Annotated in this window: 23 protein-coding genes, 3 tRNA genes and 2 pseudogenes; 6 read left to right on the top strand and 22 right to left on the bottom strand. The window is 72.2% G+C overall.

The genetic code is table 11. The features are described 5' to 3' along the window. Window positions 1-83: 83 nt before the first annotated feature. On the top strand, window positions 84-791 hold the full coding sequence (locus tag ACGF4F_RS18820; RefSeq protein ID WP_357434604.1) for a DUF2786 domain-containing protein: 708 nt from the start codon (window positions 84-86) through the stop codon (window positions 789-791). 24 nt (window positions 792-815) lie between these two features. Here the strand turns inward: ACGF4F_RS18820 and ACGF4F_RS18815 are convergent, their stop codons facing one another. The 13 genes from ACGF4F_RS18815 to crtI all read right to left on the bottom strand — a co-directional run bounded on the left by ACGF4F_RS18815 (window position 816) and on the right by crtI (window position 10,638). Further along, window positions 816-1,331: an SRPBCC family protein gene (locus ACGF4F_RS18815; RefSeq protein WP_357434605.1), complete on the bottom strand. Its 516-nt coding sequence runs from the start codon at window positions 1,329-1,331 to the stop codon at window positions 816-818. 601 nt (window positions 1,332-1,932) lie between these two features. Continuing rightward, window positions 1,933-2,352 carry a tyrosine-type recombinase/integrase gene (locus ACGF4F_RS18810; RefSeq protein ID WP_393078797.1) on the bottom strand — a complete coding sequence of 140 codons (420 nt, stop codon included), beginning with the start codon at window positions 2,350-2,352 and terminating at the stop codon, window positions 1,933-1,935. A 438-nt stretch (window positions 2,353-2,790) separates the two neighbouring features. Next, complete coding sequence (locus ACGF4F_RS18805) at window positions 2,791-3,204, bottom strand: hypothetical protein (RefSeq protein WP_393078794.1); 414 nt, start codon at window positions 3,202-3,204, stop codon at window positions 2,791-2,793. An 87-nt stretch (window positions 3,205-3,291) separates the two neighbouring features. Then, entirely contained in the window at window positions 3,292-4,506 is a 1,215-nt protein-coding gene (locus ACGF4F_RS18800; RefSeq protein ID WP_393078951.1) for an IS110 family transposase, read from the bottom strand. Between the two features lie 257 nt (window positions 4,507-4,763). Further along, window positions 4,764-5,132, bottom strand: coding sequence for a hypothetical protein (locus tag ACGF4F_RS18795; protein ID WP_393078791.1), 369 nt, complete (start codon window positions 5,130-5,132; stop codon window positions 4,764-4,766). Window positions 5,133-5,449: 317 nt separating this feature from the next. Continuing rightward, on the bottom strand, window positions 5,450-5,698 hold the full coding sequence (locus ACGF4F_RS18790; protein WP_393078788.1) for a hypothetical protein: 249 nt from the start codon (window positions 5,696-5,698) through the stop codon (window positions 5,450-5,452). Between the two features lie 494 nt (window positions 5,699-6,192). Continuing rightward, window positions 6,193-6,266: transfer RNA gene (locus ACGF4F_RS18785), tRNA-Phe, on the bottom strand. Window positions 6,267-6,337: 71 nt separating this feature from the next. Beyond that, window positions 6,338-6,414, bottom strand: a tRNA-Asp gene (locus ACGF4F_RS18780). A 33-nt stretch (window positions 6,415-6,447) separates the two neighbouring features. Further along, window positions 6,448-6,520 (bottom strand) — tRNA-Glu (locus tag ACGF4F_RS18775). A 143-nt stretch (window positions 6,521-6,663) separates the two neighbouring features. Further along, on the bottom strand, window positions 6,664-7,452 hold the full coding sequence (locus ACGF4F_RS18770) for a polysaccharide deacetylase family protein (protein WP_393078785.1): 789 nt from the start codon (window positions 7,450-7,452) through the stop codon (window positions 6,664-6,666). Between the two features lie 73 nt (window positions 7,453-7,525). Next, window positions 7,526-8,524, bottom strand: a complete 999-nt coding sequence (locus ACGF4F_RS18765) for a MerR family transcriptional regulator (RefSeq protein WP_393078782.1) — start codon at window positions 8,522-8,524, stop codon at window positions 7,526-7,528. Continuing rightward, window positions 8,514-9,116 carry an isopentenyl-diphosphate Delta-isomerase gene (gene idi / locus ACGF4F_RS18760; protein ID WP_393078779.1) on the bottom strand — a complete coding sequence of 201 codons (603 nt, stop codon included), beginning with the start codon at window positions 9,114-9,116 and terminating at the stop codon, window positions 8,514-8,516. Before idi ends, ACGF4F_RS18765 begins: the two co-directional genes overlap by 11 nt. Before the next feature lie 40 nt (window positions 9,117-9,156). Beyond that, window positions 9,157-10,638, bottom strand: a complete 1,482-nt coding sequence (crtI, locus tag ACGF4F_RS18755) for a phytoene desaturase family protein (RefSeq protein ID WP_393078776.1) — start codon at window positions 10,636-10,638, stop codon at window positions 9,157-9,159. 120 nt (window positions 10,639-10,758) lie between these two features. Between crtI and ACGF4F_RS18750 the strand changes: the two genes are divergently transcribed. Beyond that, window positions 10,759-11,685, top strand: a complete 927-nt coding sequence (locus tag ACGF4F_RS18750; RefSeq protein ID WP_393078773.1) for a phytoene/squalene synthase family protein — start codon at window positions 10,759-10,761, stop codon at window positions 11,683-11,685. 9 nt (window positions 11,686-11,694) lie between these two features. Here ACGF4F_RS18750 and ACGF4F_RS18745 read toward each other — a convergent pair whose 3' ends face one another. Further along, window positions 11,695-12,798 carry a serine hydrolase domain-containing protein gene (locus ACGF4F_RS18745; protein ID WP_393078770.1) on the bottom strand — a complete coding sequence of 368 codons (1,104 nt, stop codon included), beginning with the start codon at window positions 12,796-12,798 and terminating at the stop codon, window positions 11,695-11,697. 91 nt (window positions 12,799-12,889) lie between these two features. On the opposite strand from ACGF4F_RS18745, the gene ACGF4F_RS18740 reads away from it, so the two are divergent. After that, the gene (locus tag ACGF4F_RS18740; protein WP_357434612.1) at window positions 12,890-14,374 is read left to right on the top strand and encodes an FAD-dependent oxidoreductase; all 1,485 of its coding nucleotides are present in this window, start codon (window positions 12,890-12,892) and stop codon (window positions 14,372-14,374) included. A 7-nt stretch (window positions 14,375-14,381) separates the two neighbouring features. Here the strand turns inward: ACGF4F_RS18740 and ACGF4F_RS18735 are convergent, their stop codons facing one another. The 5 genes and pseudogenes from ACGF4F_RS18735 to ACGF4F_RS18715 form a co-directional block, all read right to left on the bottom strand. Next, a complete protein-coding gene (locus ACGF4F_RS18735; protein ID WP_357434613.1) occupies window positions 14,382-15,146 on the bottom strand; it encodes a crotonase/enoyl-CoA hydratase family protein in 765 nt (254 codons plus the stop codon). Between the two features lie 85 nt (window positions 15,147-15,231). Then, complete coding sequence (locus tag ACGF4F_RS18730) at window positions 15,232-15,657, bottom strand: PIN domain nuclease (protein WP_357434614.1); 426 nt, start codon at window positions 15,655-15,657, stop codon at window positions 15,232-15,234. Next, entirely contained in the window at window positions 15,654-15,863 is a 210-nt protein-coding gene (locus tag ACGF4F_RS18725; protein WP_357434615.1) for a type II toxin-antitoxin system VapB family antitoxin, read from the bottom strand. Before ACGF4F_RS18725 ends, ACGF4F_RS18730 begins: the two co-directional genes overlap by 4 nt. A gap of 77 nt (window positions 15,864-15,940) precedes the next feature. Next, window positions 15,941-16,102, bottom strand: a pseudogene (locus ACGF4F_RS18720) (DUF397 domain-containing protein); the annotation flags it as partial. Between the two features lie 727 nt (window positions 16,103-16,829). Beyond that, window positions 16,830-17,450, bottom strand: a complete 621-nt coding sequence (locus tag ACGF4F_RS18715) for a replication-relaxation family protein (protein ID WP_393078948.1) — start codon at window positions 17,448-17,450, stop codon at window positions 16,830-16,832. Here ACGF4F_RS18715 and ACGF4F_RS18710 point away from each other — a divergent pair. Further along, the gene (locus tag ACGF4F_RS18710) at window positions 17,349-17,567 is read left to right on the top strand and encodes a hypothetical protein (protein WP_357434616.1); all 219 of its coding nucleotides are present in this window, start codon (window positions 17,349-17,351) and stop codon (window positions 17,565-17,567) included. The two genes, ACGF4F_RS18715 and ACGF4F_RS18710, sit on opposite strands and share 102 nt — an antisense overlap. Before the next feature lie 202 nt (window positions 17,568-17,769). Here the strand turns inward: ACGF4F_RS18710 and ACGF4F_RS18705 are convergent. Continuing rightward, window positions 17,770-18,110, bottom strand: a pseudogene (locus tag ACGF4F_RS18705) (type VI secretion protein); the annotation flags it as partial. On the opposite strand from ACGF4F_RS18705, the gene ACGF4F_RS18700 reads away from it, so the two are divergent. Beyond that, window positions 18,079-18,255, top strand: a complete 177-nt coding sequence (locus tag ACGF4F_RS18700) for a hypothetical protein (RefSeq protein ID WP_357434790.1) — start codon at window positions 18,079-18,081, stop codon at window positions 18,253-18,255. The pseudogene ACGF4F_RS18705 and the gene ACGF4F_RS18700 overlap by 32 nt on opposite strands. A gap of 3 nt (window positions 18,256-18,258) precedes the next feature. Here ACGF4F_RS18700 and ACGF4F_RS18695 read toward each other — a convergent pair whose 3' ends face one another. Then, the gene (locus ACGF4F_RS18695; RefSeq protein ID WP_393078765.1) at window positions 18,259-18,546 is read right to left on the bottom strand and encodes a hypothetical protein; all 288 of its coding nucleotides are present in this window, start codon (window positions 18,544-18,546) and stop codon (window positions 18,259-18,261) included. Between the two features lie 312 nt (window positions 18,547-18,858). Between ACGF4F_RS18695 and ACGF4F_RS18690 the strand changes: the two genes are divergently transcribed. Then, window positions 18,859-19,131, top strand: coding sequence for a flavin reductase (locus ACGF4F_RS18690; protein ID WP_393078762.1), 273 nt, complete (start codon window positions 18,859-18,861; stop codon window positions 19,129-19,131). Between the two features lie 58 nt (window positions 19,132-19,189). Here the strand turns inward: ACGF4F_RS18690 and ACGF4F_RS18685 are convergent, their stop codons facing one another. Then, window positions 19,190-20,089 (bottom strand): DMT family transporter, encoded by a 900-nt coding sequence (locus ACGF4F_RS18685; RefSeq protein ID WP_393078759.1) that lies wholly within the window; start codon window positions 20,087-20,089, stop codon window positions 19,190-19,192. Window positions 20,090-20,171: the final 82 nt, after the last annotated feature.

The raw sequence follows: 20,171 nt of genomic DNA, 5'->3' as shown, positions 1-20,171 counted from the left end.
GCGCTGCGGGTCGGCCCGGCACGGCCAGCGCGTCGGGCCCGGCGCATCCCGACCGGTCCCGCCACTGTGGTAGCTCTGGGGGCATGTCCGAGGCGATGCTGAGCAAGGTCCGCAAGCTGCTCGCCCAGGCCGAGGACCCGGCCTGCACGCCGGCCGAGGCGGCGGCGTTCATGGCCAAGGCGACCGAACTGATCGCCCGCTACGGCGTGGACCGCGCCCTGCTCGCCGCCCGGGAACCGGCCACCGACCCGGTCGGCGACCGGGTCGTCGAGGTCGTCGCCCCGTACGCCCGGGACAAGGCCGGCCTGCTCGCGGCGGTCGCCGATCCGCTGCGCTGCCGCTGCGTAAGACGCCGGCAGGGCAGCGGCTTCGCGATGCACCTGTTCGGCTTCGCGAGCGACCTGGAACGGGTCGAGCTGCTCTTCACCTCGCTGCTGGTGCAGGCCGCGCACGGGTTGGCCGGTGCCGCCGTACCGGCCGGGGAGCATCCGGCCGCGTTCCGGCGTACCTGGCTGGCCGGCTTCGCCCACGTGGTGACCGAGCGGCTGCGCGCGGCCGAAGCCGACGCGGTGGCTGAGTCCGGCGCGCCCTCGGCGGCGCTGGTGCTGGCCGACCGCTCCGATCGGGTTCAGCGCCGGCTCGCCGAGGTCTACCCCCGGCTGCGTACCGCGCCGGTCCGTCGGCTGGCCGGCACCGGGTTCGGCTCGGGTGCGGCGGCGGGACGCCGGGCCGACCTGGGGGGAACCGGCGTGGCCGGCCGGGGCGCCGCGACGCGGGGCATCGGGGGGTGAGCCCGACCGGTGCGGGTGGGCCGGTCAGGCCGGGTTGCGGGCGACCGTGGCCAGGTAGCGGCTTAGCAGTTCGTGCCAGCCGGCGGTGAGCGCCTCGCGGTAGCCCTCGGCGGCCGCACCGTGCCGGTCGAAGTAGCGGTGCTCGACGTCGACCCGGGTCAGCTCCGGCCCTTCCGGCTGGAAGAGGACCTCGACCTCGCTCGCCCGCGCCGGGTCCGGCACTGCCACCCGGTCCGGCCCGATCTGCCAGGTGAAGACCAGCCGGCGGGGTGGATCCCAGGTCAGCACCCGGCCCCAGTCGCTGCGGAAGCCGTACGGGCCGATCTCGTAGAGCATGCCGCCGGCCCGGGGCTCCATCCCCAGTTCGGCCAGGGCCTCCGGCCCGGACCAGGTGTATTCGCGTACCCACCAGTCGGCCAGCGACCCGCTGAAGACCGCGAACGCCCGTTCGGCGGAGGCTGGGGCGAAAAGGCTGCTGCGGAGAGTGAACCGGTCGAATTCCTGACGAACCTCATCCGGATCGGCCATCTCCTGTCCCATAGGCCCGGACCATACCGGCTGATGCCTCGCTGTGCAGCTTCACAGTGCGCCCGCTTCCCGACACTGGGAGCGAGATTTCCCGAAAGGGAACTGTCAGGCCCACCATTTCGGATACCACTTCAGAACCTCTTCCGCAGACTTCGGCGGCTTGGATTCCCGCTCCCGCCAAGCGGCAACGACGGTCGGTCCGTGAAAGACGGACAGTCCGGCAGCGAGGAGTAGCGACGTGACCTTGTCGGACCAGCCCAACCACAAACCAACACCCCACGCGAGTCCGAGCAGGGACCCGACAAGCTGCGCCAATCCGAGACGCGGAGGCTTCATGCGGCGAGTCTAGGTCTGATCGACAAGGAGGTCGGGTCCCCGAAGTCCGCAATGGCGTACGGATGACGGCGGGCGTCCGGCGGGAACTGCGGTGCGATCACGTGCGATCAGTGACGGTGATCACGAGGGGAAAGCGGTCAACCACGGCCAGCCGGGACACGGCCATCTGGCTAGACGCCGAACGGTCCCCACCGGCGATTCCGCAGGTGGGGACCTCTGTAGCCCGGCGAAAGGCTATGTGGCCAGGGGTGGGGTCGAACCGCCGACCTTCCGATTTTCAGGCACCCGCATTTCCGCAGGTCGGACAGCCGCCGCACCCCGTCGTGCAACGGCCCGTGCAACTAACTCCGCATGGTGATGTGCCGGGGTAGCCGTGCAACATCGCCATGCGCGGCCAACTCGGACAGGGCTTGGCGATCTCCCGGTCACGCCCGTCGACGGCGTGCAGGTAGCGACGAGCTGCCGCCATGGACGAGTGACCCAGCCGCTTCATCAGGTCGGCCAGGGTCGCGCCGGTCTGTGCGGCGAGGGTCTGCCCCGTGTGCCGCAGGTCGTGAAAGGTGAGGTCATCCAGGCCCACTTTCGCCCGTGCGCGGACGAACGCCTGATACAAGGTGTCCCCCCGCAGGGGCGAACCGTCGCGGCTCACGAACAGTCGGTCTTTGCCCGCGTACTCATCCAGGTGCAGACGGATCACCGGCACGACGTGTGGCGGGATGGCGATGGTGCGTTTACCCGCCTCGGACTTGGGGTCCTTGTCGAACGCCTTCCCCCGGTCATGCAGCGGCTCGACCCGTGCCTTGCGAACTGTGATGGTGTGCCACGCGGATCACCTCGCCGGGCACCACAAGGGCTACCAGCCTCCCCGGACGGGGACAAGGTGGAGCGCCCTACCGGACGAGTCTCAATGGCGGCTGTCAAGCGGGCGTGTGGTGGGCAGGGTCTCCTCGGTCGGGCAGGCGTGTTCCTGCCCGGGGTTCTCGGTCGGGTCAAGGCTCGCCGTAGGCGACCGCGTAGCGGCTTGGCCTTGACCTGGCCGGGGTTCTCGGGCAGCCCTTGTGGTGCCCGGCCGAGGGGACCCGTTGCGGTCTCCGAGGGAGGGTTGGGGTGCGGGGCAGCGCCCCGCCGCTCGTGATCAGCCGTGTGTGGGTGCTTCGAGCCGCATGTCGATGCGCGGTTGACGCACCAGGGCCTCTCCCCAGTCGCCGGTCAGTTCCCAGACCTCGGGTCCGTGATCCGCCGCTAGGTGCAGGGTGTCGATGTGGCCGTAGTCGGGCTCTCCTGAGGCATCCGTTGCCGGTGGCGCCATCGACCGGCGGACGTGGATAGCCGCATCGCTGTGCACGGTCAATGTCGCTCTGCGATAGCAATGCATCTCGCCGGGGCGGGCTAACCGGTAGGCAGGATGCTCCGGCGTGAGGGCGGCGTCGAGCTTGAAGACCACCTGGGTCGCGGAGACGTCTACTTCCAAGACCCAGGAGTCCTCCAAGACGACGCCGGCCAAGTCGGAGAAGACCTCGTAGTAATTGCCACTCTCACGTCCTGCCACAGGCCAAGGATGCCTCCCCGGCAAGTAGCGCTCCAGTCGCTGGGATCGGGAGGTGAGCACGAGGGCGACGGCGTTAAGAGACGGCCCTTATCCCGGTGTTAACGGCGTTGGCGGTGGTTGGAGTTGGAAGCACCGGTTGTCGCGGAGCAGGGCCCACAGCACGTCGACGCGGCGGCGGGCGAGGGCGATCAGCGCCTGTTGGTGCTTGCGCCCTTCCGCGCGTTTGCGCTGGTAGTAGTCCCGGCTGGGGCCGTTCATCCGCAGGGTGCTGAGCGAGGACATGTAGAACACGTGGCGCAGCCGCCGGTTGTAGCGCTGCGGCCGGCGTAGGTTGGCGACCCGTTTGCCAGAGTCACGGGCCACCGGCGCCAGACCGGCGTAGGCGGCGAGGTGATCAGGGCTGGCGAAGGTCGACAGGTCCCCGACGGCGACGATGAACTCTGCCGCTGCCAGTGCCCCCATGCCGGGCAGGCTGCGGATGATGTCGGCCTGCGGGTGGGCAGCGAACGCCTGCTCTATGGCCTTGTCGGTGTTCCGCATCCGTTGGTGCAGTTGCAGCAGGTGGGTGGCCAGCTCGCCGGCGAGGGCAGCAGCCGTGTCCTGTCCCGGCAGGGTGAGATCCTGCTCAGCCGCGGCGGCCAACGCCTGATCGGCCACCTTGGCGGCGTTGACTGCCCTGTGCCGGCGCAGATGAGCGATGATCTCGTCGCGTCCGGCGGCGCGGATCTGCTCGGGCGTCTGATAAGCGCTGATCAGAATCAGCGTCGCGACGTTGGTGAAGGTCAACGCGCGTTCCAACACCGGGGAGATTCCGAGCATCAACCGGCGCAGCCGATTCACGGTGCGGACCCAGTCCTCAACCAGGTCCGCACGGTGCGCGACCAGCAGCGCGAGTTTGGCGATCAGTTCGGTCGGTGTCTCGACCGGCAGGAAGTCATGCCGCATCCGAGCGGTGTTCGCGATGACCACCGCGTCCCGCGCGTCGGTCTTGGCCTCGCCGGCGAACCCGGCGGCCATCGTCTTGACCGTGCGGCCCGGGATATACACCGTCTGCTGCCCGGCCAGCGCCAACATGGCCCGCAGCAGCGCGGTCTCGCAGCCGACCAGGTCGACTGCCCACACCACCTCGTCATCCGCGCCGATCCGGCCGACCAGACCCGCGATCGCCTGCTGATCGTTGGCCACCCGCGTCGACCACAGCACCCGCCCGGACACGTCCACCGCCGCAGCGTGGTGAGCCTGCTTGCCCGCGTCGACGCCTACCCATACCTGCGCCAAGCCGTCCTCCCAAAGCACCCACATCCGGGTCACCTCGGACAACCTCGCCGGCAGTTCCTTAGCAAGCGACGACTCGCAGATCTCAATCAGCGGTCAAGGCGCCCTGGGCTGGCTGGGCGGCCGCTCGTCCATAGCCACCTGACGGCAAACGACCTTGAGCCACACCCAGCCAACCCGGCGGCCCGGAACACCATCCAGACGCAGAAACCCTAAGGAACGACCTTGGCCCCGTCCGGGGAGGCTGGACGGTCTACGACTGCCCGACGAGGAGATCCGCTGACTCAGGGGACGATTCCAGCAGCAGCAGCCCAGCGCCAGAAGCAAGCCGCGATAACTGCCGCAACCGCTGTCGCGATCGCGATCACCAAAGATGTTCGGCCACTCCGGGTCCCGCAGTAGCACCATGCCGAGACGGAACTGAGACCAAGAGCAGCCACCAGCGCCGGCGGGAGTATGACGGCAACCCCTAAGCCCGTCATGTTCTCCGGAACGTCAGCGTGGTTGGCGGCCACCGCCATGGAGACGAGAACACCGACAACCAGCCACGCCAACACTGCGAGGGCGGCAGCGAAGACAAACAGGGGGCGCAGGAAATACGCCAGGTCAGACGGACCCCTAGGTATCCGGGACCAGTCGTCGGGGTCGGCCATCGAGTGATAGTGGCATACCGGCGGGATGCAGGCCATCCGCGCGGCGGTCCGCATCTGGTCCGCAAGAGGTCGACGAACGGCGGGGAGTGGTGTGAGGTGTCGAGAGGCGTTTTCGCTGCTGGGCCCCCATGTGCCCAGGTCGACGGGGCGGGCAGTTTGATCTCGTAATGCGTAGGTCGCCGTGCCATCCACGTGCCAGTAGCCGGTACCCCGGACGGTCACGAGGGGGCGCGAACGGTCACGCATGTGCTGGCTTGACATGGGCGACCAGGCCCTTGACGGCAATGATCTTCGTCCTTCCAAACTGAAGCTCGCTTCTAGGCGAGGTACTCCTCAGCCCGGTCGGCGATGGTGCGCCAACCCCACACTCGGTGGACCGCTCCGACGTGCGACGCATCGGGGTCATCAGCGACCAGGCCGTCCAGATCGAGGGGGCGTATCCCCGGCACCTCGCCGCCAGTGTTGGTGATCGCCTCGAACCGCGACTTGGCTTGCTCAAGGACGGGACGACCGGCGATCTGTTCCGAGGTAGGACGCTCCTGACCCAGCCAGTCCATCAGCCCCACGACTACACCAACCCGATCCCTCGGCCCGAATGCCGGAACGGCCATGACTCGCCCACAAGCGAAGCGCCCGTTCCGTAGCGGTAGTGCCCAGTACTGCCCTGCTCGGAGATGCCGGTTGGATCTCGGTACGAACGGGTAGCGGCCCGGGTCTGTCATCAGCGCATTATCGCGGTCCAGTACAGCCATCCGTACAGCCAAGCCGGCGGACGAACACGGATGACCGGCGGCGCTAACCGACATGACGAGCAGGTCAACCGCAGTAGCCGACGCCAGCCGACAGCAGTCTTGATCTTTGCAAGGCAGGGGTCGGCGACGCTCTCCCGGCCGACCGGCATGACGGGGCCGTGCAATCCCCGTGCAACAAGGAGCGGCCACCAGAGGGATTCCGGGGTCAACGAGGGGCAGACCGGACAGGCGGGACCCCGGGGCGAAAAGCAGAACGCCGACCGGCGTTTCCGCTGGTCGGCGCTCCTGTAGCCCGGCGAAAGGCTATGTGGCCAGGGGCGGGGTCGAACCGCCGACCTTCCGATTTTCAGTCGGACGCTCGTACCAACTGAGCTACCTGGCCGTGCCGCTCGGCTCATGCTACCGCATGGGCCGATACGCAGAACGCCGCGCAGATGAGCGCGGCGTCAGCGCTGGCGGTCCTGACGGGACTTGAACCCGCGACCTCCGCCTTGACAGGGCGGCGAGCACTCCGACTGCTCCACAGGACCTGGCTGGTGTTGCATCCGGCCTGAGCCGGACCGTGCCCCCAACGGGATTCGAACCCGTGCTACCGCCTTGAAAGGGCGGCGTCCTGGGCCGCTAGACGATGAGGGCGGCCCCGCCATCATTGCACACTCGCAACTTCAAGCGGACTTGCTCCCATCCGGCCCCGCCGGAGGCATGAGAAGCATATGCCATGCCCCGGCGGTCGACCAAACCGGTATGCCCCTGGCCGTGAGGACGGGTGGAAGCACAGGTCAGCGGGGTGGGGCGAGACCGTACCGGCGCTTGAGGTCGGGAATCAGCTGCCGGCAGGCCGCCATGGTCTGGCGCCGGTCGCCGCCTCCGTCGTGCATCAGCACGATCGAGCCAGGGCGTGCCGCCGCCGTCACCCGCTTGATGATCGTCTTGGCGGGCGGGTGGTCCCAGTCCTGCGGGTCGACGGTCCAGTGCAGCGGGCGCATGCCGAGCTGGCGGGCGACCGTCACCTCCTCCGGCGTCCACCGGCCGCCCGGCTGGCGGAACCAACTGATCTTGGCGTCCGGCACGGCGGCCCGGATGGCCTGGTTGGTGCGCACCAGGTCCGCCCGGATCTGCGCGACCGGCCGCCGGCCGAGGTTCAGGTCGTGCCGCCAGCTGTGGTTGCAGAGCTGGTGGCCCTCCCGGACGATCCGTGCCACCAGCGCCGGGTGGCGGCGGGCCTGCGTGCCGATCAGGCAGAAGGTCGCCGTGACGTGGGCCGCCCGCAACTGGTCCAGGATCTGCGGCGTCCACCGGGGGTCCGGCCCGTCGTCGAGGGTCAGGGCGACCTCCCGGGTGCCGCTCCGGCGCTGCAGCCCGGCGGGCAGGGTCTTGGGCAGCGGACGCAGCTTCGGCTTCGGCGGGGTGGTGCGCTTGGGCTTCGGGGTGGGGCTCGGCTCCGGCGCTGGGGTGGCCGAGGCCGTCGGCGGGCTGCCCGCCTGGGCGGGGGGCTTGCCGGGCTTGCCGCAGCCGGTCACCAGCAGGACCAGGCCGAGGGTGAGCGCCAGCACGGCGCGTGAACGCATCGTCGCTCCCGAAGAGGGGTCGGGGTATGACTTACCGACGGTAGTGGACGTCGCGCCGAACCGGGAGGGGGTGTCAGCCCGCCGTCGGCTGCTCCAGCGAGTCCCGTACGGCCACCGCCAGCGAGACCGCCTCGGTCAGGTCCACCGGCCGCACCACGCCGGCCGGCAGCGTGTCGGCCTGCCACCCTGGCCCGGCGGCGAGCACCAGCAGCGGCCGGCGAGGGGCGGCGAGCAGCGCGGAGAGCTGGTGCGGACCGGCGGTGGCCCGGGTGTGCGACCAGAGCGCCACGGCGGCCGGCCCGGTCCGGTCGACCGCCTCGAGCAGGGCCGCCACCGGCACCCGTGCCCCCAGCATCCGGTAGCCCACGCCCGTCTCGGCGAGCGCGGCGCCCAGCGCCTCGAGCGGCAGCGTGTGCTGTTCCTCGTCGGCGCAGGAGAGCAGGATCGGGGGTGGGCCGGCGGTCGGGTGCGACCGGGCCGCCGCGGCGAGCGCCTCGGAGACGCACCGGGACATCAGGTGTTCCACCTCGATCAGCGCGGCGGTGGCGGCGTGCCGTTCGCCGATCCCGGCAAGCACCGGCCGGAGCAGCCCGTCCCAGGTCGCCACCACGCCGTCGGTGGCGAGGGCGTGCGTGATCGTCTCGCCGATCGCCACCGAGTCCAGCCGCATGGCGGCGCGGGCCAGCCCGCGGGCGACCGGACCGGCCCGGCCGACCGGGATGGTCGTCCCGCCGCCGTCCCGGGCGGCCTGCGGGGCGATGGCCCCGGGTCGCCGCGCGGCGGCAGACCCGCCGGGCTGGCGTTGTCGCCGGAGCCGCGCGCCAAGGTCGGGCGGGATCACCGCGGGCGCCTGCCGGGCCCAGCGGGCCGCCTCGGCCGGGGCCACCCCTTCGACGGTGAGCCGCCGCATGATCTCCAGGCGGGCGAGGTCGGCCGGCGTGTAGCGCCGGTGGTGTCCCGGTAGGTGCGCACTGGGACCGAGGCCGTAGCGCTGGTGCCAGGTGCGCAGGGTGGTGACCGCGACCCCCAGGCGGCGGGCGACCGCCCCCGCGCTCAGCGCCTCATCGGCCACCCGGCCGCTCCGCTGCCTGATCGGCCGGCGCCGGACGGGACGGGCCGGCGACGGGAGCCGCCGGCCGCAGCAGCCGGCTCACCACCCCGCCCAGCCACGGCGCGTACGCGCGGGGGTCGACGTCGAGGTCGGCCGCCAGTTCGCCCGGGTCGACCCAGCGCAGACCGGCCACCTCTTCGGGGTCGGGTCGGGTGGGCAGATCGGCGGGCACCGCGGCGCGCAGCACGTGGTCGTACTCGAACTCGACGCGGCCGGTGGCCGGGTCCTCGGCGTAGTAGACGTACACCCCGACCTCGGTGAGGTCGACCGGGTCGACGCCCAGTTCCTCGGCCAGCCGCCGGTTGGCGGCCTCGGCCAGCGACTGGCCGGGCAGCGGGTGACCGCAGCAGGAGTTGGCCCAGCGCAGCGGGAACCGCGTCTTCACGGCGGCCCGCTGCTGGAGCAGGATCCGCCCGTCCGGGTCGACCAGCAGCACCGAGAACGCCCGGTGCAGCCGACCGGGCGGCTGGTGGGCGGCGGCCACGGTGGCCTCGCCGAGCGCGTGCCCGGCGTCGTCGACCAACTCGACCAGGTGTTCTTCGCGGGACGTCACGGGACCGGCCTTTCGTTCGGGGCCGCGTCGCGCCACGCGCTCACCGACCGGCTCCGGTGATACGCGCGGCGGCGAGCTTGCCGCTGATCAGGACCATGGGCACCCCCACCCCGGGCTGCGTGCCGGAGCCGACGAAGACCACGTTGCCGAGCGCCCGGTGCAGGTTGGTCGGGCGGAACGGCCCGGTCTGGAATAGGTTGTGCGCGGCGGCGAACGGGGTGCCGGCGGCCATGCCCTGCTCCGCCCACTCGGCCGGGGTGACGGTGCGCAGCACTTCGATCCCGGCCCCGAAGCCGACGTAGCCCCGCTGCTCCAGGGTCTCGACGAGCTGGTCGGCGTACCGGCTGGTCAGGTCGCCGCGCCAGTCGAGGGGCGCCCGGGCGAGGTTCGGCACCGGGGCGAGCACGTAGTAGGTGTGCCGCCCGGCCGGGGCCACCGACGGGTCGGTCCGGCTCGGGTTCGTCACCAGCAGCGACGGGTCGGTCATCAGCTCGCCTCGCCGGATCACCTCGTCGAACGTGCCCTTCCAGGATCGTCCGAAGTGGATGTTGTGGTGGGCGATCTTCGCATAGCCTTGCCTCGAACCGACGTGCAGCACCACGCAGGAGGGCGAGTAGGTGAGCCGCCGCTGCCGGCCGGCGGGCAGCAGGTCCCGGTAGGCGACCGGCAGGTCGGGGTTGAGCACCACGACGTCCGCGGGGACGAACTCGCCGTCGGTGGTCACCACCCCGGTGGCCCGGCCGCCGGCGGTCTCCACCCGGCTCACCGTGGTCGCGTACCGGATCTGCACGCCGTGCTTCTCCGCCGCTCCGGCCATCGCCCGGGAGACCGCGTGGATGCCGCCGCGCGGGAAGGACACCCCGGCCACCGAGTCGAGGTACGCGATGACCGCGTAGATGGCCAGCGCGTCGTGCGGCGCGAGGCCGGCGTACATCGCCTGGAAGGAGAAGATCCGCTGGGTACGCGGGTCGCGGAAGAACTGGTTGATCTTCGTCTGGAGTCGGCGGAACGCCCCGTTGGCCAGCAGCTTCACCAGGTTGGCGGTGAGCAGGTCGGTCGGCGCGTCCAGGTTGCGCTCGATGAAGTCGGTCCGCTCCCACTGCCACAGGTTCCGGGCGTAGTCGACGAACCGCAGGTAGCCGTCGGCCTCGCGGGGGCCGCAGACCCGGGCGATCTCGGCGGCCATCCGGGTGGTGTCACTGATCACGTCGAGCGTCGACCCGTCCGGGTAGTACGCCCGGTACGCCGGGTCCAGCGGGGTCAGGTCGAGCCAGTCGGTCAGTTCCTCGCCGACCGCGCCGAGCGCCTCGGCGATCAGGTCCGGCATGGTGAGCACGGTCGGGCCGGTGTCGAACTCGTACCCGTCGACGGCGAGCCGCCCGGCGCGCCCGCCCGGCACCGCCTCGCGTTCCAGGACGGTCACCTCCCGGCCGTGGCCGGCCAGGTGCAGCGCGCAGGCCAGGCCGCCCAGGCCGGCGCCGACGACCACCACCCGGTCGGTCCGTCCGGTCACGCTCCGCATGTGCCCACCTCCCTCACCGCTGCGTCGGTCTCGCCGCCACCGCGTCGTTGGCCATGTCGGCGAGCGTACCTTAGGCTACGAGTTGCGTCGATTGATGCGTCGATATGAGGAGGAGGGCCGGTGGACGCCGATCTCGCCGCGGCCTACGACCGTTGTCGTGAGCTGCACCGACGTCACGGTCGGACCTACTATCTCGCCACCCGACTGCTGCCCGCTTGGAAACGGCGGCACGTGCACGCCCTCTACGGATTCACCCGGTACGCCGACGAGATCGTCGACTCGACCGAGGACCTGACGCCGGCCGAGCGCGCCGCCCGGCTCGCCGCCTGGTCCGACCGCTTCGCCGCCGGACTGCGCGGGGAGCCGGTCGACGACCCGCTGCTCCCCGCGGTGCTGCACACCATCGCCATCTTCGAGCTGGACCCCGCCGACTTCGCGTCGTTCCTGCACAGCATGGCGATGGACCTGACGGTCACCGGGTACCCGACCTATGCCGACCTGCTCGACTACATGGAGGGCTCGGCCGCCGTCATCGGCACCATGATGCTGCCGATTCTGGGCAGCTCCGACCCGGCCGCCGCCCGGGAACCGGCCCGCCAGCTCGGCCTGGCGTTCCAGCTCACCAACTTCATCCGGGACGTCGCGGAGGACCTGGACCGGGGCCGGACCTACCTCCCCGACGAGCACCTGGCGATGTTCGACGTCACCCGCGCCGACCTGCTCGCCGCCCGGGCGGTCGGGCACAGCACGCCGCAGATCCGCGAGCTGATCAAGTACGCGGTGACGCGCGCCCAGGCCCACTACGCGACGGCCGCGCCGGGCATCCCCCTGCTCACCGCCGCCTCGCAGGCCTGCATGCGCACCGCGTACGAGCTCTACGGCGGGATCCTGGACGAGGTGGCCGCCCAGGGCTACGACGTCTTCGCGCGGCGGGCCCGGGTACCCGTGCCGCGACGGCTGGCGGTGGCCGCGCGGGCACTGCTCACCCCGGCCGGCACGCCGGTGGCCGTCCCCGGGCCGGCGATCCAGCCGGCGCTGGCCGTGTGAAAGGGCCCGTCACAGGCAGGAGTGCAGGGCCTCGACCAGCTCTTCCACCCGGTCGTGCTCGGCGAGGCGGGAGGTCGCGTACGCGAACGTGTAGCCGCGCTCCGGGTCGGCCCAGGCGCTGCTCCCGCCGATCCCGCCCATGCCCCAGCTCCCGTCCGGCTCCCACTGCATGCCCAAGGTCCAGTACGCCCGCCGGTCCAGCACCAGGTCCGGGCCGTCGTACTGCGCCCGGGTCGCCTCGGTGACCAGCTCCGGGCTGACCAGGCGTACCCCGTCGAGGGTGCCACCGGCGAGCAGGCCCGCGTAGAGGCGGGCCAGGCCGGACGCGGTGGCGTGCAGGTTCACCGCCGGCACCTCGGCGGACCGCCACAGCGGGTGGTTCACCACCGCCAGGTCGAGGCCGCCGGCCGGGTTGCCGATCGCCCGGGCCCGCAGCGATCCGGGCTCGCCCAGCATGCGGGTCGGCCAGCCCGGATCGGCGTACGTCAGGTCGGCGCAGCGCCGCTGGTCGGCCGGGCGCAGGCCGAAGCCCAGGTCGAGGCGCCACGGTCCGGCGATCTCCTCGGCCAGGAACCGGCCCAGCGACCGCCCGTCCACCCGGCGCACCAACTCGCCCACCAGGTGCCCGTACGTCCAGGCGTGCTCGCCCGCGACGCTGCCCGGCGCCCACTCCGGCTCGGCGGCGGCCAGGTCGGCGCAGAGCAGCGCCCAGTCGGCGACCGCCCCGGCCGGGCGAGGCACCGGAAACGCCGGCAGCCCGGCGGTGTGGCTGAGCACCTGGCGCACGCTCGCCGGGGTGCGGAACTCCGGCCAGTACGCGGACACCGGCCGGTCCAACTCGACCCGGCCCCGGTCGACCAGCATGAGCAGGCAGAGCGCGGCCACCGGCTTGCCGACCGAGTAGACGTTGACCAGCGTGTCCGGCCGCCACGGGTTACCGGCGGCGGCGCGGTCGGCGGTGGCCGGGCCGGACGGGACGCCCGCGCGGCGCCCGCCTGTCAGGTCGACCACCGGCTGCCCGTCATACCAGATGGTCAGGCCGGCGCCCGTCTCCCGCCCGGTGGCGAGCAGGTCGTGGAAGCAGTCCCGGACCGGGGCGAAGCGCGCGTGCATCCGGCCACGGTAGGCCGTCCACGTCGGACCGGACGCGCGAATTCCGCCCGCTGCGGTGGCTCACCGCCCACGCGTACGGGATGCTGGCGGGATGGCGGAGCCGGAACTGGTGGACGTGGTCGTGGTCGGGCTCGGGGTCGGCGGCGAGGAGGTGGCCGGGCGGCTCGCCGAGGCCGGCCTCACCGTCGTCGGGATCGAGCGGAACCTGGTCGGCGGCGAGTGCCCCTACTGGGGCTGCATCCCCAGCAAGATCATGATCCGGGCGGCCAACGCGCTGGCCGAGGCGCACCGGGTCAACGAGCTGGCCGGCTCGGCGCAGGTCCGGCCGGACTGGGCGCCGGTCGCCAAGCGCATCCGCGAGGAGGCCACCGACACCTGGGACGACAGGGTGGCGGTCGAGCGCTTCACCGGCAAGGGCGGCCGGTTCGTCCGGGGCAGCGGCCGGCTCGACGGCCCCAACCGGGTACGCGTGGGCGACCAGGTCTTCGAGGCCCGGTACGGGATCGTGCTGGGCACCGGCACCCGCCCCTCGATCCCGCCGATCGACGGCCTGGCCGACACCCCGTACTGGACGAACCACCAGGCGATCGAGGTCGAGGAGCTGCCGGCGTCGCTGCTGGTGCTGGGCGGCGGCGCGATCGGGCTGGAACTGGCCCAGGTCTTCGCGCGGTTCGGCGTCCAGGTGACCGTGATCGAGGCGGCCGACCGGGTGCTCGCCATCGAGGAGCCGGAGGCGTCCGAGGTGGCCGCCCGGGCGCTGCGCACCGACGGCGTACGGATCGAGACCGGGGTGCGGGCCGGGCGGGTCAGCCACGACGGCACCACCTTCACGGTGCACGCGGACGGCACCGAGTTCACCGGCGAGCAGTTGCTGGTGGTGACCGGCCGGAGGGCGCACCTGGAGGAGTTGGGCCTGGACACCGTCGGCGTGGACGCCGCCCAGCGCTACCTGCCGGTCAACGAGCGGATGCACGTCACCGAGGGCATCTGGGCGGTCGGCGACCTCACCGGCGAGGGCGCATTCACGCACATCGCCATGTACCAGGCGGCCATCGTGGTGGCCGACGTGCTCGACCACATGCGGCATACCAGGGGCGGCCCGGACGCGAGCGGCACCGCCAGCGTGGTCGGCGGCGCCGCCGGGGCGGCCAGCGCGGTCGGCGGGGCGATGAGCGCCGGCGGGCCGACCGCCGCGCCGGGCAGCGTCCCGCGCGCCGACTACCGCGCGATGCCCCGGGTCACCTTCACCGACCCGGAGGTGGGCGCGGTCGGCCTCACCGAGCGGCAGGCCCGCGAGCGCGGCATCAACGTCCAGATCGGGTACGCCGACCTGACCGCCTCGGCCCGGGGCTGGATCCACAAGGCCGGCAACGAGGGCTTCATCAAGCTGGTCGCCGACGCCGACCAGGGCGTGCTGGTCGGCGCCACCTCGGTCGGCCCGGCCGGGGGCGAGGTGCTGTCCGCGCTGGTGGTGGCGGTGCACGCGGCGGTCCCGATTAGCCACCTCCGGCACATGATCTACGCGTACCCGACGTTCCACCGCGCCATCGAGGACGCGCTGCGGTCGTTGAAGTAGGCCCGGCTCAGTCGGCCGGTGCGCCGTGGCGGCCGGCGCCCTCGGTGAACCGGGCGGCGCCCTTCATCGCGTCGGTGATCAGCGACTCCGTGCCGAAGGCCAGCTCGGTGGCCATCGCCTCCGGCTCGGGCAGGCCGGCGTTGGCGAGCAGTGCCGCGCGGTCGTTGCGCAGGCAGGTCTGCGGGTGCCGGGCGATCTCGACCGCCAGCCGCTCGGCCGCCGCGCGGGCCTCGCCCGGGGCGACCAGCCGGTTCACCAGACCCATCGTGTACGCCTCGTCGGCGGGGACCGGGCGGCCGGTGAGGATCAAGTCCATGGCCCGGCTCTCCCCGATCAGCCGGGGCAGCCGCACCGTGCCGCCGTCGATCAGGGGTACGCCCCAGCGCCGGCAGAACACCCCGAGCGTCGCGTCCGACTCGGCGATCCGCAGGTCGCACCAGAGCGCCAGCTCCAGGCCGCCGGCCACGGCGTACCCGGAGATCGCGGCGAGCACCGGCTTGGAGAGGCGCATCCGGGTCGGGCCCATCGGGCCGTCGCCCTCCGGCTCGACGCGGTTGCCGCGGGGCGTATCGATGGACTTGAGGTCGGCGCCCGAGCAGAAGATGCCGCCCGCGCCCCAGAGCACGGCGACCGCCGCGTCCGGGTCGGCCTCGAACGCGCGGAACGCGTCCGCCAGGGCCCGGGCGGTCGGGCCGTCGACGGCGTTGCGGGCCTCCGGCCGATCCAGGATCACCGTGGTCACCGGCCCGGCGTGCTCGACGCGTACTCCCATCGGGTCAGCATGCCGTCGGCGGCGGCCGGCGCGCCAGAGATCGGCGCGGTGACGGCAGGTCTCGGTCCGTGGTGCGGAACATTCCTCACTTGATCGAACCGGCCGGGGCCAGCCAGCGCATCGGCTGGCCGGTCACCGCGCCGACCTGCTCGAAGTCCCGGTCGTAGTGCAGCAGGGACAGCCCCTGGTATTCAGCCGTTGCCGCGATGAGCAGGTCAACGGCACCAGCCGACCGGTGAGTTCCGCGCTCGGTCAGCTCCAGCTGTATCTCGGCCGCCCGCTCATACACCCGGTCGGGCATCGCCACCCAGCCAAAGGCGGCGCGAAGCTGCTGTTCAAGTCGGGTGCGGTCGGCGACGGAGCGGGCCGAGTAGAGGAACTCCAGCTCGACGAGGGGGCAGATGGCGACCAGACCGGCGGTGATGGTGGGTTCCCAGCGGGCCAGCACCTCCGGGTCGCGGAGTAGCCGGACGAGTGCGCTGGTGTCGACGAGATAGTCGGCGAGCTTCACGACCGGTAGGCGTCCTTGTCGAGCAGCTCGTCGAAGTCACCGGCCTGCCCGCGGCTGGCCAATTCGGCCAGCGCGCGGGCCCGGCGCAGCCGTGCCGCTCCCTCGCGGAGCGCGACGTTGACCGTGTCCTTCTTCGTCTTGGTGCCGAACGCCCTGGCCGCGTCGGCCAGCGCCTCATCGTCGACGTCCACGAGGATCTTGGTCATTCGCGCCTCCTATATACGGCAAGCAGTAGCAGTATATCCGAGCGCGGGCCCTGAACAGGGATGGTGAATGGATCGCGTCAGGCGCGGGTGGGTGGCTGGGTGAGGAAGGTGCGCCAGGCGGTGGGGGTGAAGGTGAGGGTGGGGCCGGTCGGGTCCTTGGAGTCGCGGACGGCGACCAGGTCGGGAAGGTTGTCGGCGACCTCGACGCAGTCGCCGCCGTTGCCGCTGCTGCGGCTGCTGGTGTAGCGCGGTGAGGATCGGTGGAATCGGCACCCGGTAGTGGGCTCCGGCGCAGATCAGCGGCACGGGGAAGGCGTTCCGGCGGGCCAGCTTGTAGGCCGCTGACCGTGAGATGCCGAGGATGTCGGCGGCGGTGGCGAGGTCGGTGGTCAGGCCCAGAGCGGCGGCGGGGTGAGGGGGGAGGATTGCGCCGCGAAGCGAGCGTGGGCTCTCTTGGTTATTGACGGTTAAGGACGGTTCGGCGGAAGCACGCTTCCGGCCGTTCGGTAGCACACTTCCGGCCGTCTGGTACTGCACTTCCGCCCGGTCGCGGACCGGGGGGAAGCTGGCTTCCGCCCGCTTTTCCACAGGCTCCGGGGGCTCGGTCGGGCGGCCCGACTCGGCGGCGTTTGCGCTGGGAAGCTGCCGTGACAGGCGCGAGGTGTAGGTCACGAGCCGACCTGAGAGGTGGGGTTTGGGTGATCCCGCTGGCGCGGGCGCATCTGCAGAGGAGCAGACGGGCGGCGGTGCGAGGAAAGAAAGAAATTTTCACCGTACCTTTGTGACCTGACAGCACCGCGCCTGTCAGGAATCACGACCATGCCTCTGACCTGGGCTGACAGGATTCGTCAGGGCTTGTCAGAGCACGAATACGCCGTCGTCGTAGTTCGGGTTGTCCGCCACGGGCTGGCCGTGGTCGCTGGGCAACTCGGCGAGCCGGATCCGGCAGGTGGCGCCGCCGGGGAGTCAGGCCACTGCGGCGGGGTCGGTGGCGTGGGTGGCGGTCGCGAATGGGGCATCGCCGCGCCTGCCGCGCAGGAGCCGGTGAAGGTGTTCGTCGCGTTGCTGGCTGCGGAGCCAGAACAGCACCGGGTAGCCGGGTCCGCCGCGCCGGGGGAGTGGGGCGTAGCGGTCGAGTTTGGCCACGACCCGGCCCAGGGGTTCGGTGCCTGTGTCGGCCTCTAACCAGAACCCTGCGGTGGTGTCGGCGACGCTCCACAGGCCGTGCCCGTCGGCGGTGATGGTGCGGAACCGCTTGGTGGTCGTCGCCTCCGACCACCACCGGTCCAGCCGCGTCGCGGAGTGCTGGCGGGTGTGTGCGGTGAGTCGGACGAAGAATTCGTTGGTGGTGAGCAGGTGTGTCAGGTGCGGGTTGGCCGACATCCGCTGCACCCTCCGTTGGCTCGCGCGGACGGTGGGCTCGGGCTGGTTGTCGGCGGCGGCCTGGAACCGGTGGCCGTTGTGGCCGAGGGTCCAGTGCCACGGTTGGCTGCCGCCGCCGTCGCGGGCGAACCGGAACCGGTCCAGCAGGCCCAGGGCGGCCAGCTCACCGAGCCGGATCTGACAGGTCCGGTGGGCGTGGAACAGGATGCGGTGGATCTGGTCGGTGGTGAGGACCTGATGGTCGTCGAGCAGCTGGAGCAGCAGGCGGTCGCGGGTGGTGGTGTGGGGATAGGTGGCCAGCAGAGCACGATTGCGGCATAGGTGTGTTCACCCCTGGAGAGAGAATCCCGTAGGGAGTCTGGACGAGTCGATCTTGCATGCGACGCTGTTGTCGGCCGGATTTGGGCAGTTCAGGCACCTGACAGGCCGGATGGAGGGGACTCGTGTGGGGCCTCGTCTCGTGGACACCCCCAAACGAGCCCCCCATGCCGTACCCGGCCGAGCCCCCGAACGAGCGAGCGGGTCAGCGTTCGTGTTCGGCCATGCGCCGCTTCATCGCCGTGCGGGCGAGCTGCTGCAACGGCGGCTCGCCGTCGGTGCGGCGGTGGGCGGCGGCGCACTCCTGCCGGATCGCGGTCGCCTCACCCACGACCGGCGCCGGCGGATTGGTCACGAACGTGAACCCGGGCAGTTCCCGGTTGCCGACCAGCAGCCGGGCGGCGGTGTACACGTCGAGGTGGGCGAGGTCGTGCTCGTCCAGCTCGGGTTTGGTGTGCCGGGACAACTCCCTGGCGTCGCCTGGGTCGACGGTGAAGAACAGCTTCGACCGCCGTTGGCGGACACTGCCGCGGCGACGTCCCTGGGCAACCCGGGGGCGCGGCGCGGTGGTCGAGTCCGCCGTCGCGTCCGGCGCCGCTACGCCGGCGTCCGCCCGGTCCGGCTGCCCGCCAGCCTGGTCAGCCTGGTGCCGGCCGGCAGCCCGCTCGACCCGGCCGCCGCCCCCGCCTGACGATCAGCCCGACCGGCCGGCGCCGGCGTCGGGCGAGGTGCCGCCCCGGCGGCGGCCCGCCCACAGCGCCAGCCCGGCGTAGGGCAGCAGGAAGGTGAACCCTAGCCCGACGGGGCTGTCGAACGGCCAGTGCTGCCGCCGGTCCGCTGGCCCCAGCAACACGCACGCGACCACCACGGCCCAGATCACCGGCATCGCGAACAGCCCTGGTGCGGGCAGCCGCAGGATCCGCGCGGCCAGTGGGCCGACGACGGCCATCAGGACCGGCACGGACAGGATGGCGAGGATCACGGGCCCGAGGTCGGGCAGGCACGGCGCATCCTCGGCGCAGGATGCCGGCTCCCCTCGGCGAGCTTGGCGAGAGCCAGGGCTGCCGCCACCGCGACACCGAGCGTCACCAGTCCGACCAGCAGCCCAGCCGCAACCAGGCGGAGGGCCTTTCGCGGGCGGACAAGGCGGGCCGGAGCGGCCGGGGCAACCGGGTCGTCAGACATCCCGGCAGCATAGGGGCAAATGGATCAGCCGGCGGGGCGGCGAAGGACGCAGACCGCGAAGTCGGCGTCCTCCTGCCACCGACGCAGGTCCCAGGTGGCGGGCCGGTGGATGGCGGCGGAACGGCGGCGTGAGATGAGCCGGGCGTCCCGCCCCCACCTGCCGATGCGTCCGCTGTGGCGGTGCCGGCGATGCGGCGCGGAGTGGCCCTGCCAGCCGGCCCGGCTCGCCCTGCTGGTCGAGTACCGGGCCGACCGGACCGCGTTGCTGATCTACCTGAGCACGCTCATGGCCGAGGCCGGCGCGCAGCTGGCGCAGCTCAACGGGCATGCCGCGCCGGAGGACCTGACCCGGCGCTTCCTCTCATGGGCCCGGGCTCGGTGACCGGCTCGAGGACGCGGCCCGCCCGGTGGGCGGCGCGAGCCGCGTGGCCGGTGAGCACTCAGCCGCGGCGGGCCAGGGTGGCGCCGAGGGCGGCCCCCACCACGCAGGCCACGCCGAGTAGTTGCGGCCAGGCGAGCAACTCGCCGAGCAGCAGCGCGCCCACCAGCGCCGCCACCGCCGGCTCCAGGCTGAGCAGCACCGCGAAGACCCGGGCCGGCATCCGGCGCAGCGCGGCCAGCTCCGCCGAGTACGGCAGCACCGACGACAGCAGCGCGACCCCAAGCCCGAGCGCCACGATGCGGGGGTCGAGCAGTTCCGCGCCGCCGGACGCCACCCCGAACGGGAGTACGCAGAGTGCACCCACCGCCATGCCCAACGCCAGCCCCCGGCTGCCCGGCACGTGCCCGCTCATCGCCTTGCCGAGCAGCACGTACCCGGCCCAGCCGACCGCGATCAGCGCGCAGAGCAGCAGGCCGAGCGGGTCGACCCCGATCCCGCCGAGCCCGGCCAGGAGCAGGACGCCCGCCCCGGCCAGCAGCGCCCAGAGCGCGTCGACCACCCGGCGACTGCCCAGCAGCGACACCAGCAGCGGGCCGGCGAAGCCGACCGTGACCGCCACCCCGAGCGGCACCCGCTGCAGGGCGGCGTAGAAGGCGAGGTTCATGGCGGCCATCGCCACCCCGAACGCCCCGACCAGGCCGGCCGCCCGCCAGCCGGGCCACCGCGTGGGGCGGGTGACAGCCAGCAGGACCAACGCGCCGAGGCCGAGCCGCAGCGTGGTGGTGCCCCCGGCGCTGGTGTCGGCGAAGAGCTGCTTGGCCACCGCCGCACCGACCTGGGTGGACACCATCCCGAGCAGCATCAGCAGCGGCGGGGGTACGGCCTCGGGGCGGCTCAGCGCCGCGACCAGCCGGGCCATTGGCAAAGACGGCGGGGTGCGGGAGGTGTGTGCGTACACCCGGACCACGATGGCGGCCGGCGGCGCGGTAGGCGACGGATTTACCGTCGCGAGGCCGCTCCGCGAGCTGACACCCGATGGG

The sequence above is a fragment of the Micromonospora sp. NPDC047740 genome, from assembly GCF_043204735.1.
Lineage (GTDB): Bacteria > Actinomycetota > Actinomycetes > Mycobacteriales > Micromonosporaceae > Micromonospora.
This window is presented reverse-complemented; position numbering and strand designations above follow the sequence as displayed.

Excerpts from the sequence above, each read along its gene's own strand:
- ACGF4F_RS18690 (WP_393078762.1), top strand. The coding sequence starts at position 18,859 with ATGGCGGCGGAACGGCGGCGTGAGATGAGCCGGGCGTCCCGCCCCCAC.
- ACGF4F_RS18735 (WP_357434613.1), bottom strand. The coding sequence starts at position 15,146 with ATGGGAGTACGCGTCGAGCACGCCGGGCCGGTGACCACGGTGATCCTG.
- ACGF4F_RS18770 (WP_393078785.1), bottom strand. The coding sequence starts at position 7,452 with ATGCGTTCACGCGCCGTGCTGGCGCTCACCCTCGGCCTGGTCCTGCTG.
- ACGF4F_RS18800 (WP_393078951.1), bottom strand. The coding sequence starts at position 4,506 with ATGTGGGTGCTTTGGGAGGACGGCTTGGCGCAGGTATGGGTAGGCGTC.
- ACGF4F_RS18725 (WP_357434615.1), bottom strand. The coding sequence starts at position 15,863 with ATGACCAAGATCCTCGTGGACGTCGACGATGAGGCGCTGGCCGACGCG.
- ACGF4F_RS18740 (WP_357434612.1), top strand. The coding sequence starts at position 12,890 with ATGGCGGAGCCGGAACTGGTGGACGTGGTCGTGGTCGGGCTCGGGGTC.
- ACGF4F_RS18820 (WP_357434604.1), top strand. The coding sequence starts at position 84 with ATGTCCGAGGCGATGCTGAGCAAGGTCCGCAAGCTGCTCGCCCAGGCC.
- crtI (WP_393078776.1), bottom strand. The coding sequence starts at position 10,638 with ATGCGGAGCGTGACCGGACGGACCGACCGGGTGGTGGTCGTCGGCGCC.
- ACGF4F_RS18815 (WP_357434605.1), bottom strand. The coding sequence starts at position 1,331 with ATGGGACAGGAGATGGCCGATCCGGATGAGGTTCGTCAGGAATTCGAC.
- ACGF4F_RS18795 (WP_393078791.1), bottom strand. The coding sequence starts at position 5,132 with ATGGCCGACCCCGACGACTGGTCCCGGATACCTAGGGGTCCGTCTGAC.
- ACGF4F_RS18745 (WP_393078770.1), bottom strand. The coding sequence starts at position 12,798 with ATGCACGCGCGCTTCGCCCCGGTCCGGGACTGCTTCCACGACCTGCTC.